This is a genomic window from Phocaeicola acetigenes, assembly GCF_027529745.1.
Lineage (GTDB): Bacteria > Bacteroidota > Bacteroidia > Bacteroidales > Bacteroidaceae > Phocaeicola > Phocaeicola acetigenes.
Genome location: NZ_JAPZVM010000004.1, coordinates 260,053 through 274,690, shown reverse-complemented (window position 1 = coordinate 274,690; position 14,638 = coordinate 260,053). Strand labels below are relative to the sequence as shown.

The 14,638-nt window shown below is 43.7% G+C and carries 7 protein-coding genes; all 7 read right to left on the bottom strand.

All coding sequences use genetic code 11. The features are described 5' to 3' along the window. Positions 1–62: 62 nt before the first annotated feature. The gene (locus O6P32_RS07485; RefSeq protein WP_178267064.1) at positions 63–1,391 is read right to left on the bottom strand and encodes a sigma-54-dependent transcriptional regulator; all 1,329 of its coding nucleotides are present in this window, start codon (positions 1,389–1,391) and stop codon (positions 63–65) included. An 80-nt stretch (positions 1,392–1,471) separates the two neighbouring features. Continuing rightward, complete coding sequence (locus O6P32_RS07480) at positions 1,472–3,964, bottom strand: hybrid sensor histidine kinase/response regulator (protein ID WP_269877751.1); 2,493 nt, start codon at positions 3,962–3,964, stop codon at positions 1,472–1,474. A gap of 8 nt (positions 3,965–3,972) precedes the next feature. Next, positions 3,973–5,298 carry an MATE family efflux transporter gene (locus O6P32_RS07475; RefSeq protein WP_269877749.1) on the bottom strand — a complete coding sequence of 442 codons (1,326 nt, stop codon included), beginning with the start codon at positions 5,296–5,298 and terminating at the stop codon, positions 3,973–3,975. Then, a complete protein-coding gene (locus O6P32_RS07470) occupies positions 5,295–6,533 on the bottom strand; it encodes a M16 family metallopeptidase (RefSeq protein ID WP_269877747.1) in 1,239 nt (412 codons plus the stop codon). Before O6P32_RS07470 ends, O6P32_RS07475 begins: the two co-directional genes overlap by 4 nt. 6 nt (positions 6,534–6,539) lie before the next feature. Continuing rightward, positions 6,540–7,337, bottom strand: coding sequence for a peptidylprolyl isomerase (locus O6P32_RS07465; RefSeq protein ID WP_269877774.1), 798 nt, complete (start codon positions 7,335–7,337; stop codon positions 6,540–6,542). A 346-nt stretch (positions 7,338–7,683) separates the two neighbouring features. Further along, entirely contained in the window at positions 7,684–10,017 is a 2,334-nt protein-coding gene (tamL, locus tag O6P32_RS07460; RefSeq protein WP_269877746.1) for a translocation and assembly module lipoprotein TamL, read from the bottom strand. After that, positions 10,001–14,605: a translocation/assembly module TamB domain-containing protein gene (locus tag O6P32_RS07455; RefSeq protein ID WP_269877745.1), complete on the bottom strand. Its 4,605-nt coding sequence runs from the start codon at positions 14,603–14,605 to the stop codon at positions 10,001–10,003. The genes tamL and O6P32_RS07455 overlap by 17 nt, the downstream gene beginning before the upstream one ends. Between the last annotated feature and the right edge of the window lie 33 nt (positions 14,606–14,638).

The window sequence follows — 14,638 nt, the reverse complement described above, 5'->3', positions numbered from 1 at the left end:
AATTTTGTCTTATTGAGGAATTTGTGGAATTGTGTGGGGATATTGTAGAATTATTCCACATTTTATTGTGGAATATTATACAATTTCAGTTTGTTGTATAGAGTCTTGCGGTCTACTCCCAATAGCAGAGCTGCCTTGGTTTTGTTATTGTTTGTTTGTTGAAGTGCCCGTAGAATACGTTGTTTCTCAGTTTCCTCATCATATAGATTTAAAGATTGAGGAACAAAGGAAACAGGTTGACGTAAGATATCTTCTCCCAGTTCGCGTATTGTAATAAAATCTCCTTGTGCAAGAAGTGTGGCACGCTTTACAACGTTTTTTAATTGACGTAAATTACCCGGCCAATCATATTTTTGCAGTGCTTCACTTGCTGCTGCATCAAATCCTATTAAGTCTCGCTCCAGTTCACGATTAGCCTGATCCAAAAAGAAATTGGCGAACAGAAGGATATCTTCCGGTCGTTCTTTCAGAGAAGGCATATATAAGGTAAATTCATTAAGACGATGATACAAATCTTCACGGAAATTACCTTTAGAGATGGCTTCGGTAAGATTTTCGTTGGTTGCACTAATCAGACGTACATCAACTTCTATTTCCTTATTGGAACCAATAGGACGGATACGTCGTTCCTGTAAAGCGCGTAAAAGCTGAATTTGAACTTCGTAGCTTAGGTTTCCTACTTCGTCGAGGAATAAAGTACCTCCATTGGCTTCTTCAAAGGCACCTCGTTTGTCATGAAGAGCACCAGTGAACGAACCCTTTATGTGGCCGAAAAATTCAGAAGCAGCCAGCTCTTTGGGGATAGAACCACAGTCTATGGCAATAAAAGGCTTTCCAGCCCGTTTGCTTAATTCGTGTATACGATGTGCTACATACTCTTTGCCTGTGCCACTTGCTCCGTTGATAAGTACAGACATCTGGGTAGGCGCCACCAGTTTTACATAATTGTATAATTGGCGGGCTGCCTCACTTTCTCCTTCCAGAAAATTCTGTGAATTAAACTCAGGTACAGGAGTTACAGGAATTTGTTGTTTATGAATTGCTTCGTGTATTTTTTTCAGAAGTTCATCCGGTTGCACCGGTTTACTGATGTAGTCACTGGCACCTTGCTTCATAGCCTGTACCGCTGTTTGGATTTCAGCGTAACTGGTCATGATAATAACCGGTGTGGTACATTCTTTGCTCCGAAGCCATGAAAGAAGGTGGATTCCGTCTTGATCGGGCAAACGTAAATCGGAGAGAATCAGGTCGTATTGGCGTGCTGCTATTTGCTTGCGGGCGCGTGCATTTGTTCCTGCTGTTTCCACTTCGAACCCTTTTTTCCCGAGCCATGTTTTCAGCATTGTAGAAAATGTCAAATCATCTTCAACGATTAGTATAGACGGAATCATGTGTACCTATGTTTATATGTATTTGTACAAAGATAAGCTTTTTTAGTATGCGGAAATCATTCCAGGTTAAATTTTTCATTTCAGCATTGGTGCAAAGATATCTTTTTTACATATTTTTCAGCTTCTTCAAGGATGCAGGTAACTTGTTGTATAATCCATTTAGTCTGTTTTATGTCCTCATCCGTAATTTGTTCTGCTCCTTTTCTGCTTTCCAGCTGTTGTAGAGAAGGTACAATTTCTTTTGCTTCAATCATAGTTAGTGTAGGCAGTAGCTTGTGGGCAATGGCGCTGATTGTCTGAATATCATTTCTGCTCAAGGCTTCTTGCAGCAAGCCGGTGCTTTTTTGTGTCTCCTGAATAAATATTTTAATAATCTCCTGTGCCGCATTGGTATCATCGGCAGAGAAAGCAGTCAGCGGACTGAAATTGTATTTGCTTGCGGAGGTAGAAACTTTTTCAGTCGATTTTTCGGGAATCTGTCTGTTCAGTGAGACTGAGAATTGCTGCAGTATTTGAAGTAAATCCGACTGGTTGAATGGTTTATGCAAACATCCGGCGAATCCTTTTTCCTGAAAATGCGATTCGTCCATGTCACTTCGTGCGGTAATGGCTATGACCGGAATGCTTTGTGCTTGTTTTACCGGCAGTTTTCTCAGATTTTCCAATAATTCAAAGCCATTCATGGCAGGCATCTGAATATCGGTAAACAGAATGTCGAACGGTTGCTGGCTGATAAACCCAAAAAGATCTTCCGGCTGTTCGCAACATTGGATCGTAGTTTGTGGGTCGAGAATGTTGCGTAACATTGCTTCCGTCAGATTCATTTGGATACGGTCGTCGTCTATTAGTAAAATACGAAGAGGCTTGACAGGTACAAGATGCTGTTCCTTATTCTTCGATGAAGCGGAGATAGAGGGAAGAGGCATAGATACCCGAAACGTACTTCCTTTTTCAAGAGTGCTTTCGATGGCAATCTTACCTTGTAGCAATTCCACTAACTTCTGGGTGATGGAAAGACCAAGTCCAAATCCTTCCTGTCCTTGTGCACTCCTCAGACGGATAAAGGCTTGGAACACACGTTCCTGTTCTTGCGGTGTCATTCCGCACCCTGTATCAGTTACACTGAATATAAACTGGTTGCCCTGATACTTGGCATGTAAAGTAATACTTCCTTCTTTAGTAAATTTCAATGCATTCGAAAGCAGGTTTTCTACAATTTGCCGGATACGGAAAGGATCTCCTTCCAGAGTAAGTCCTGGTTTGAATTCATCTGCAAATTCCAGCTTCAGGTTCTTTTTTTCTGCCAGAGGTAAAAAGCTGGTATAGATAGTTTCAAATAATTGGTGCGGATTGAATGCTACCGGATGCAAATCCATTTTTCCAGCTTCCAGACGATGGTAGTCCAAAAGCGAAGTCACCAGGTCGAGCAAATGCTGGGCCGAACTTTTCATGTTGTCCAGATAAAACAGTTGTCTTTTGTCTTTTACAAGTCGGATAAGCAAGTCGATATAACCGATAATCGAACCAGTTGGTGCTTTGATGTCGTGCGTAATGGTTAACATCAGCTTTTCGCGTGCTACCAAGAGGTTTTCTGCATACGATTTTGCTTTTTCCAGTTCTTTCCGGTAATGGTTGCTTCGGGTAATATCGCGGCAGATAATGATAAAGAATATAAGGATTACCAATACTGCCAGTATTGCGATGGTAGCCATCGTCCATGCAGCTTGTTCACGGATACGTTGCTCCGTCTCAAATTTATATGCAGCTACTTTTTGTTCTTCGTCTTCAATGGTTTCCAATAACTGGTTTACACGCTGACTCAGTTTGCTGCCAGCTATACGCAGGCGGTAAATACGCTTTTCAACCGTGCGTAACTGCTCCTGCCGGGTTTGGAATACACGGTGTTGTATATTGCTCAGCATACCAGCCAATGTATCTACAGGATTGTATGCTTCGTCTATAGTGTCGGTATACTCTTCTTGAATGACATTATTGACTTGAGTCGAATCGGCTTTTCCTGGAGAAAAAAGATCGGCCAGACGCTTGAAAAACTTCTTGGGTTTATGATGAATGGTATAGGTGTTTCGATGAGTAATGACTTTACGGCGAATATGAGTACTGCTCAACAGAGAGTCCTGTTGAGCTATCAGACTGTCTATCTGTTGCTTGTACAGCTCGTCTGTAGGAGGTTGTCCTAAAGCCTCCAAGACCAGTCTCATGTTGCGTTCCTTGTTCTTTACCAAAATGCGTACCGTATCCAGACGTGCCTGCTGTAGGGTATCTGTCAGCATTGTTTGCAGGGAGTCAATCGACTTTCCTACATTTCTCATGGCTCTTTTATATGCCGGATATTCATTCAGCTCTCCTACACGTAAGGTCTGTCCGATGATTTCCGCTTTATAAAGCTGACTGATGATTTCGTGGGTTGTACGTCGCCGGTTTTCTATATTTTCCTCGAAACCGGTGGGCGAAGTCAGTAGTTCCATCTGTTTGTAGATATATCCGATGGCTCCAAAGAGCAGTCCTATCAGAATGATATATCCGAAAGCTATTTTGGTTGAAGTAGAAAGCATGAGTCAGGTTATAGTTCTTTCCGGGTTTTATATCGGAAACGCAGGTAATACATAATTCCGGCACTGGTCAGTCCGAAAGGAAAGGCCATCCAGATACCTATGATTCCCCAGTCGCATACAAAGCCAAACAGGTAGCTGGCAGGAAGAGAAATCACAAAATAGGCAATAAATGAAAACAGAAGCATCGGACGGACATCGGCGATACCTCTCAGCGCATTGGCAAAGTTGATTTGCAGTCCGTCGCCAAACTGATAGAGCAGGAAAGGAATAATCACTTGTGCTACCATCAGACTTACAGCCTGATCATTGGTAAACCATCCTCCAATCTGATGACGGAGCAGAAATATGGGGATAGAAGTGCATACTATCATAGCCAGGATAATATGGAAGCCTATATTGGCTGTTTTCCGGACACTGACCAAATTGTTCTGACCGTAAAAATTGCTGATACGTACCGATACGGCTGCTCCCATACCATAATACATCATGAAACAAACTTGAGAAACGGCTATCATAATCTGATAGGTAGCCAGAGCTGTACTTCCCAGCCAGCCTACCATGATGGCACTCAGACTGAATGAGGCAGTTTCCATACCCATCTGTCCGGCAATGGGCCACCCCAGTTTGTTGAGTAATTTAAATTCTGCCTTGTCGAGAGCATTACGCTTGAATCCTTCACGGAACACACGGTAACGCGAAGTACCAAAGAATAATACAAGGTAGGCTATAACCATCAGGATGCGTGAAATGAGTGTGGATACTCCGGCACCCGTCAGCCCCATTTCCGGCATGCCCAGCTTACCGTAAATCAGCAGATAGTTTCCGATAATATTCAGAATATTACCGCTCAGCAAAATCCACATGGACACTTTTGTATCTGTTATTCCATCTGTAAACTGCTTGAATCCGTTGAACCACAGTACAAACGGAAGTGAGGTCAGCAGAACAAGAAAATAAGGACGGATATAAGGAAGCAGTTCTTCCGGTTGCCCCAGGCTTCCCACATTCAGATACAGTATTCCCATTACCAGGCACACGATGAAGGCCAGCATTGTATTGGCTGCCAGGCTGCTTTTAAGAGCTTTCCCTACTGCATGTGACTTGCCTTGTCCGAAGAGACTTCCTACTACCGGTGTTAATCCGTAGGAGAATCCGGTACTGAAGATAATGGCCAGATTGAACATGTTGTTTACAAAACTTGCTGCAGCAAGCTCTGTAGTACTGTGATGTCCAATCATTAAAGTATCGGCAAATCCTAATATAATGACTCCGATTTGACCAATGACAATAGGGATACCCAATGTCAGGAGTGCACGGTAATGTGTCCAATTCATTTCGTTGCTCGGTAATAAAGAATGTTACAATTTTCCGGAATAAATGTCTTGCGGGCAGTTTCCTGTATCTGTTCGGCGGTAACCGCACGGTATTTTTCTACTTCCTCATTTATCATCTCCGCTTTTCCTAAAAGCTCGAAATAGGCAAGGTTGGTTGCCACGTTCAGGTAGTTGATGTTACTGAATATCTGCTCGCTTTCGTAGCGGTTTTTTACTTTTTCCAGTTCCTCTTCTGCTACAGGCTGGGTTTTCATCTTTTCCAGTTCGGTCCAGATAGCCTTTTCAGCTTCTTCCAGCGTGACTCCCGGAGCTGGTTTTCCGGTGATGTGCAGCAAACCTTCGTCCAGACTTCCTGCAATGTAGGCATCCAGTGCAGTGAAGAGTTTCTGTTCTTGCACCAGCGATTGGATAAAGCGGGAAGAACGGCCGTTCGACAGGATATCGGTAATCATATCAAAGGCATAATATTCCGGATGGTGGCGGTTGCACATATGAAACGCCATGTAAATGGCATCTACCGGAACTTTCCGTTCTACGCTTTTGCGCCGGATAGCAGTTTGAGGAGGATCTGACGGAAGCTCCCTTTTACGTATAGGGCGGGCAGGAATCGGGCCAAACCATTTCTCTGCCAGTCGGATTGTTTCCTCAAAAGAAATATGTCCCGTCACAGTCAGTATGGCATTGTTGGGAGCATAAAAACGGTAGAAGAAATCTTTTACTTCCTCCAACGTGGCCTGGGCTATGTGACTGATTTCCTTGCCGATGGTAGGCCAGCGGTAAGGATGATTCTGATAAGCCATTTCGCGGAGAAGGTGAGAAGCATCTCCGTATGGCTGGTTCAGGTTACGCTGTTTGAATTCTTCTATTACTACCTGACGTTGTATCTCAAGACTTTGCGGTGAAAAATCGAGACTCAGCATACGGTCGCTTTCCAACCAGAATCCGGTTTCTACATTCTGGTACGGAAGTGTAATGTAGTAATTGGTAATATCGTTGTTGGTCCAGGCATTGTTTTCTCCTCCGGCATTTTGTACGGGGGGGTCATAATCGGGGATATGTACAGACCCGCCGAACATCAGATGCTCGAACAGATGGGCAAAGCCGGTGTGTTCGGGATCTTCGTCGCGGGCACCTACATCGTACAGAATGTTGAGTGCCACCATTTGGGTGGAGTTGTCTTCATTGTGTACGATGCGTAAGCCGTTGGATAAAATATGACGGTTAATATGAATCATAAAGGGTTATTCGATAACAGTTGCTTTAAGAATACGTATGTCTATTTTCGGACGGTCTGCACGGTTGGTGCCTACGTTTTCTATTTTTTCTACTACGTCCATACCGTCTACCACTTCTCCAAATACGGTGTAAGCTCCGTCCAGATGAGGAGCACCACCTACAGTAGTATAAGCCTGAATCTGTTCGCGGGTAAATTTCAGTGCAGGTTCTTTGGCAACTTCTGCACGTGCTTGTGCTTCCAGTGAGTCTTGCAGTTCCATCAGTCCGTCGGTATCGCCTGCCTTACGCATTTTATAGATTTCTTTCATGTGTTTGCGGGCCAACGTGTTGAATACGGTTTCCAAACGGGCATCGTTCATCTGGTTTTCCATATTTACCATCTGTGCTTCGCTGAATTTGCGGCCTGTTACAATATAGAACTGGCAGCCTGAAGAAGCTCTTTCCGGATTTACTTCATCGCCCTGACGTGCTGCGGCCAATACTCCTTTTTTGTGGAAGAATTTAGGATTGAATTCTGCAGGAATGGTATAGCCCACATCACCGTTGCCCAGCGTGGTTGTATCGGTTGCAGTCTTGCTTTGCGGGTCGCCTGCCTGAATCATGAAGTTCTTGATGACGCGGTGAAACAAGGTACTGTCGTACACGCCCTCCTTGGTCAACTTGATGAAGTTGTCGCGGTGTTTCGGAGTTTCGTTGTACAGTTTCACGGTAATGTTTCCCATTGTGGTTTCCATGCAAACCAGTGTTTCATTGCCTTTTTCCATATGTGTGGTCTTTTTTTGATTTCCTGTACACGAAAGCATGCAGCAGGCTATCAGGGTTAATACAATTGTTGCTTTTTTCATAAAGTAAAGAGATTAGATTGCAAAAGTACAAAAAAAATGATTGTAAGTCTGTATTCTATGGCGGCATTCTGTAGCAGATGTCGGGCTGCTGCAAAAGTATTGGCAGAAAAAAAGAAAAGAAACAGTGTACATTCAGCGCCGTTGGCTGTACAGTTGACGCCGTTGGTTTTATAGCCGGCGACGCCGTTTGTACAGCCGGCGGCGTCGATTATAAAACAATATAAGCAACCGACAGTAAATCATCGCATTGTATAAATAGTCTTGAATCGGATGATTTACTGTCGGTTGGAGTGATGCCGTATCGTCAGAATGGATAACCGATGGCGAAGTGGATACCCATTCCGTCTTTGAAGCGTGGAATGTTGTAGTATCCGCTCTTGCCGGTGTCGTAGGGCACGTGCAGGGCAATTCCCCAGTCGAGGCGGAGAATGAGGAACGACAAGTCGTAACGGATACCGATACCTGTACCCAGTGCAATGCTGTCGAAAAATCTGTTGAGGCTGAATTCTGCATTCGGTCGTGCTTCATCCTTTCGCATCAGCCAGACGTTTCCGGCATCGAGAAAGGCTGCTCCGTTCAGATTTCCTCCCAAAAACTTAGACAAGATGCGGAATCGGTATTCCAGGTTGGCTTCCAATTTGATGTCTCCGGTCTGATCGACATAAGAGTAGCGTGAGTTTTCCGCCGGATGAAAACGTCCCGGACCAATGGAACGGACCGTAAAGGCACGGATGCTGTTGGCTCCACCTACATAGAACTGTTCGCTATAAGGGGCAATTGTCTTGTTTCCGTATGCCCAAATGACACCTGCCATTACTCGGGTAGCCAATTGTTGTTTGTCGCTAAGATAAAGCAGATGACGCATTTCCGAAGAAACTTTCAGGAACTGGGCAAACGGATTTCCCAGCAGTTTTTTATCCTGTTGGCTGAATTTTTGTCCGAACGCTGCATAGATAAGCGAAGTAACGTTTCCGGCAGAAGTGATGGAGTTTTCCCACCATATCCGGTTTCGTTTTTGTTCCCACGAGTTGTCGTAGGTAAATGTATAGGTCAGCGAAGGAATAAACTGGTCGTCCAGACTTCGGAACAGCATCGGATTGGCCGTAGCTATTGAGTCGAAAGCCGCTGTACGGTGTTGCAGAACGTTGAATGCCAGATGTATGGGGGTTACGGTATGTTTCATTCCACGACGTGGGTAGAAGCTGTAGGATACATTACCGCCAAACGATAGCATCTTAAAGTAACGGGCACGGTTTACCTGATCTACATACACTTTGAAGTTGGTTTGTGACGGGAAACGGAAGGGGTCTACACGGTCGCGAATCCAGGGGAGAACCAGTCGTGGAAACTCTAACGACAGCCCCGCGCCCAGTTCATAGGAATTCATGACCGAACTTTCTCCATCGACTGTAGAACTGGTTTGCCATTCGTACGAACCTTTCATTTCCAGATTGAGTGAAGCACCCATGCCACGGAAATTTTTTCTCGACAACTTGAATATGGCTCCCGGACCGGTTTGCTTTGTACTTTTGGTGGTGACATTGAGTTCCAGCTCACTGTCGTAAGGCAAATCGAACATTGCATTCACCTGTACATCAAGTGTATCACTGTTCTCTGTACGGGGGGTATATCGCATTTCATTGTACTTGAATACGCCTAAACGGGACAATGCTTCCTGAGTATAATTCTGTCTGCTTTGTGAGTATAACTCTCCCGAGCGATACAAGAACCGTTTACGGAGCACTCCATAACGGATGCCCAGTTTCTTGCCCGAATAGTGGACGGTAAAATTACGTGTCTGGAGTGAGTCGGTTGGTCGTTCTCCGTTGTATCCGGTCAGATAAACAGAAGTATGGCCGATATGATATCTGCGTAAGGCTTCTTGAGGGATGTTTTTTCTGGGTACAATTTTCAAGTTGACATATCCCGAACGCATCAGTGTATCGGCCAGGAAAGTGATAAATTCATTCCGGCAATAATAATATCCGTTATCTCTCAGCAAATCGACAATTCTTTGGCGTTCTGCTTCCAGTTTTGTTACATCGAAGTTATCTCCCCGGTGTAAAAGACGTTCGTTTCGGGTAGCACGGATCAAGCTGTCTGCTCTTGGGGAGAATCCCTCGTACATGATAGAATCCAGATAATAAGGGCGTCCCATGTCAATGTGGTAACTGAGTTTCACAGCCCTTGGATTTTTGGTACTATCTACCTGGTAGGTAACTTTCCCGTTGAAGTATCCATAATCTCGGAGAAGGTTGCTTGCTACTTTGACACGTGTGTCGGGATTTACCTTTGACAGATAGACTGGGTCAGCAGCAAATTTCTTGAATATCCATTTGCCGATACCTTTTTCGTACCGTTCGAAACCATTGTAAATCCATAGTCCTAACGGGAAAGGAATACGCATGGTCGGGCTACCGAAAAAAGAGTTGTTGGGCGCCACACTGATGGCTCCTTCCACTTCTTCCAGAGTTCTTTTTCCTGCAGCATTGAGGTCTTCATTCTGCACGGTAATGTCGTTGATTCCGGTATATAGCACTTCTTCCGCCGGCAGATTCTTGGTGGTAGAACATCCTGTAAAAATGAGCATAAACAGGAATATATACAGAATAATATGGGTGTTACTTTTCCTTCTCATTTGTCTGTGTTTCAATAGGATTCTTTTTTCGGTTTCTGAATATGAATAATTCTCCCAAACGACTGATTTTCTTTCGTAGAACAATACCGGCTCCGGTTTCTATGACTTCACCGTCGAGGATACTTTCATAGTTCTTGTCGTGGAATAGTTTAATGTACCGGGTACCACTGTTGTCTAAGCGGTATTCCAATGATACATTGTCGATGAACGACTCGTCTTGCTGTACATCGTTTCCTGTCGAGATTTTTCCGCCTATGACAACCCGGAAGCGGTTGTTCCAGAAGCGTTTGGCAAACTGGAAGTTATAATCTGTTCTGCTGCTTCCTGTCTCCTCTTCGTTTGTAGTCTCCATTCCAAAGTTGATATCGACCGTTTTCAGGGCATCTCCGGCTATACTCTGTATTTCCTTTTGCAGGAAAGAGTTGAGTACATTGTTTGTATTGAATGCTTTTCCGGACCCCATATTGCTTTCGCTCAGATACATACCTGTAACAAGCATCGTTACTGCCAGCTTGTTTTTTTCTTCTGCCGACATGGAAGCCAGCTCGTTCTGTATGGTACCGTCTTCGGGAGCTTCGAGCGTAAATGTAAAACCTAAGTTTTCCAACCGGTTGGTAATACTTACCCCCACATTAAAGGTAACCATGCGGGAACTTTGTCCTTCTTGTGTAACAGAGGCACGAACTCGCTCGGATGCTTTGATATTCAGATTCGGGTTCATTACATTTCCTGTCCATTCTATATAGCTGCCACTTTGTATATAGAAGGTTTTTAGTGGAATAATAGGCATGGCATATTTCATTTCTCCACTCATCAGGGCATAGCGTCCGTTAAGCAGCATGTTTCCGTCAGGCTGGTATTGGAAAGAAAGATCTCCTCCTCCTTCCAGCAGCATGTAGTTGCTTCCGTCTTCATTCAGGTCTACGCGGCATTGCACTGCTTCGTCTATGTGGAGTGTCATCAGCATATCAATACCTCCTAATGTCATGGCTTGTACCGGATGACGTGTGGTTTGGGCAGTATCGCTGAAATTGACAAAAGTGACCGTTTCGTTCAGTCGGTCTTCTACTGTGAGTGGAGAATCTTTCAATACATAGGTAAAGTTGCTGCTTCCTAATATATTCATGTTTCCACGCATTGTAAGAGATTCAGGCGTACCTTTTAGTACCGAGTTAAAGTCTACATACAGTTTGCCGTATACGAGTGCTTCTTTAGTACGTTTGGCATTCAGCAATTCGAAGTTATGCGCATTCATTTTGAGGTCTATCTGTATCTGTGCCATATCTTTCATGTCCACAGTTCCATTGATGGCAAAAGGAGTTTTCCCTTCAGTAAATATGCTGAAGTCTTTGAAAACCAGTTTGCTGTCTGTAATTTTAACAGGCCGGTTGTCGAAGCGTAAGTTAAGCGATGCCTGAGGAATGTCAATAGCCACACTGTCCAATCCTATTTCTCCATTGAAAAGAGGTTGGGTGGTAGAGCCGGATATGGATAAATTGCCATCAATGTCTCCTTTTAGCATGGCCATTTTATCTGGAATGAATGCATTGGCAACAGGTAGTGGGAAATGATGAATTTCCATATCTGCCATTATCTTATCTGTGCCTTTAGGAGTAAGAGGGGTGAAGTAAGAGCCATTTATGGTCATAACTTCCTCTTCATTGTGTACCACAAAGCCGTCTATGCTGTGCTCTCCATTTTCTTTGGGAAGATATACAGTACTAATAGACCAGTCTCCTAATGGTTGCTTGTTGTAGGCCAGTTTTTCGACAGTTGTTTCAAGGGCAATCTGCGATTCGGATTCATTCTGTACATAATGGGTTTCTGCAGTGATGGATCCGGCTATATCGGGCATATAGGGAATGATTCTTCTGAATTCGGCAATGTCTATCTTGTTGAGCATAAAAGTAATGTCTTGCTGTACGGTAGAATCGGGAGCCGAATAGAGATGCATTCCGGTATGATTCTTGTCGTAGAGGCTCATGTCGGCAAAAATTTTACCTTTGTCGCTAAGGTAAACATAGTTACGTGGATTTACCTTAAACGGGCGATAGACCAATGTGGGTTCTTCCGGTATGACATGTAAGCTGATACCCTTATTTCTTAAGTTAGCATTGAAGCCGATATAAGCCCCCCGTTCTTTTTGTCCGTTCAGGTATTCAATTATCATTTGTGCGTCGTTTGCCCCTACATAACCGTTTAGGGATACATCAAAAGCCTCTTGATGAGAATTAGCCAATGCTTTTATACCACTGCGGAAATTAATTTCAGCAGTGTCTTGTTGGGCCGTGAAGTAAATACTGTCAAGAGACAGGCTGTCTGTGTGTAATCCATACAAATTGACTGAACCATTCAGTCCGGTTTGGGCAGAAGTATTCAAGTCAATTAACAGCCGGTTGTAGTAGATGTGGTTGCTCGACAAAAGATTGGCTATCGGATTGTCTTTTCCGGATATAATCTTGATGCGAGTAGTCGGTAATAGTGTCTTGATAAAAGGCTGATCAATGTATTTCTTTTTCCACTGAGAGTCCAGTTCTTTGGAAATCTTGTTCAGACTGGCTGTCAGTTTATCAAGATTTTGCTGTGATTTGAAAAGGAAAGTCAGATCGCCGGCATTTACAAAACTCCGGATAGAGTCTTTTGTAAGCGCCAGGCCTGCATGTAAATCTTTTGTCGAAAATGTTTTTTCTGCAGTAATCAGTTTGTTGTTTGTTACATCTGCACGTACTTTGTGGGTTTGCTTCATGTCTGTCTGTAGCGTAACACTGATTTGCTGTGATACTTTCAGTGGATTGGGAGTCAGTTGCATGGCATACAGATCCAGCTGGTTAACGCTGGCATTAACAGTTGCATCTATCTGCTTGGGTTTAAACAAGCCTTCTATGGTAGTCTGTATGTCTATTGCATTGTCTTTGGCATTGAGGTGTGCCAATAATTTGTTTTGTGCAACAGTTGCATCTATTTGTACTCCAGAGAAAAAGCGGGAACCGTACTCCAGATGATTCAGTTCTGCTTCAAGTTGGGCTGATGTGGAATGTGAGAAAATATCGAATCCTTTTCCCTGTACTTTGGCAGATGCAGATAGGGCATATAAAGAATCCTGTGGGATAAATTTATGCAGGTCTATTTCTTTGATATCCAGTTTTGCTGCGTACTCCTGAGTGGACAGATTATAACCTCCGGACAGGAATATGCTGTCGGTATGATGCGTCAGTGTGGTCGTTGTCTGGAGTAACGTTCCTTTAATCAGGTTTTTGCTTTCCAGTATCACGTCGGAAGGAACAGCAATTCCTTTTGCAATTTGTGAGATGAATTGCATGTTTTGGGTTTGTGTAGAAAGAGAAAGTGAACCATCCCGATAGATACTGTCAAGCGGATTCGTGATACTTCCCGAAATGTTGCTTTGGAAAACTTCCGGAATGCGGACGGTCAAGTTGGTCAGGTTCAGTTGATTAAGATTTCCATCTATGCCGGCACGAATCTGCAGTGGTGCAGAAGGATAGTACTTGACTAACTCTTCCGGCATATCCGGCAATAATCTGAACAGGTCTGTTTTTCCTATATCAGCCATCAGACGGGCATGCATATTACCTTCAGAGTTTGTATCTGTTACTCCCCAGTCCATATTGGCTGTAAACTCGATGAAAGAATCGGTCGTCTTGATTTGCAGCGATGGCACACTCAGTGTTTTGTCATTGGAAACAAGTCTTCCTTGAGCCGAAGTAATTTTCAGTCCCGAACGTTCTTCAAGGTCGAATTCCTTGATAAGAGCTTTCATGTCGTTGCCGGCATAATAAAGTGAGTCGAGAGACAGGTTCAGATTGGTAACAGCAATATGCGTGGGGTCCAGTCCCACTGTCTGAGGCTGGTTGCCGGTATTGTAGTTTATCTTGCTTTTTCTTATTTCGAAGTGTCGGGCAGAATAAGCCATCTGATGCAAGTCTACCAATCCGTCGGAAAGCGATGCGTTATTCAATTGCAGTTGCATGTCTATGCTGTCGAGGGGCATTTGCATGTGGAAAGATACATTCTGCAGATTAATTTTCTGCAGCATAATCTTCCAGTACATCGGAGCACTGGAGGTAGTATCGGGAGGAGTGGGAGTAGTATCGTTCAAGCATAATGTTACATGGGTGTTTTCCAGTAAAAACTTGTTGACGATAGCTGTTTCCGGAGAAAGAGCTACTCCATGTGAGGAGATGAACAACTTTCCCAAGTCTCCTTTCAACTGCATGCCTTCAATCAGGTTTGATGTATTGACTGTAGCTTTTTTCAGCTCTAACCCATCCAGTTCTATCTGTTGTTTCAGCAGAGGAAGTAATTGTACTTTTACCGTAAGTTGTTCGGCTTGCAGTATCGTGTCTCGTCCTTGAACGGCAAGTGTATTGTGTACTACCAGGTCGAGTGGGAAAGACAGAGAAATACGTTTGATACTGATATGCATGCCAGTGCTTTCGGAAGCATATCGAGTAGCCTGTTGTACAAGAAAGTTCTGAATAGGAGGTATGTATATAAAGATACATAGTATAATAAATAAGACAAAGGGTGACAGAAGTATAGCTGTTCCCCATTTGACGCTTCTTTTCATATTTCAGTATTATGATTGTTTTATTGCGAATAT

Bases quoted from the DNA above. Each gene is read 5' to 3' on its own strand.
- O6P32_RS07485 (WP_178267064.1), bottom strand. From the start codon at position 1,391: ATGATTCCGTCTATACTAATCGTTGAAGATGATTTGACATTTTCTACA.
- O6P32_RS07465 (WP_269877774.1), bottom strand. From the start codon at position 7,337: ATGCTTTCGTGTACAGGAAATCAAAAAAAGACCACACATATGGAAAAA.
- O6P32_RS07455 (WP_269877745.1), bottom strand. From the start codon at position 14,605: ATGAAAAGAAGCGTCAAATGGGGAACAGCTATACTTCTGTCACCCTTT.
- O6P32_RS07470 (WP_269877747.1), bottom strand. From the start codon at position 6,533: ATGATTCATATTAACCGTCATATTTTATCCAACGGCTTACGCATCGTA.
- tamL (WP_269877746.1), bottom strand. From the start codon at position 10,017: ATGAGAAGGAAAAGTAACACCCATATTATTCTGTATATATTCCTGTTT.
- O6P32_RS07480 (WP_269877751.1), bottom strand. From the start codon at position 3,964: ATGCTTTCTACTTCAACCAAAATAGCTTTCGGATATATCATTCTGATA.
- O6P32_RS07475 (WP_269877749.1), bottom strand. From the start codon at position 5,298: ATGAATTGGACACATTACCGTGCACTCCTGACATTGGGTATCCCTATT.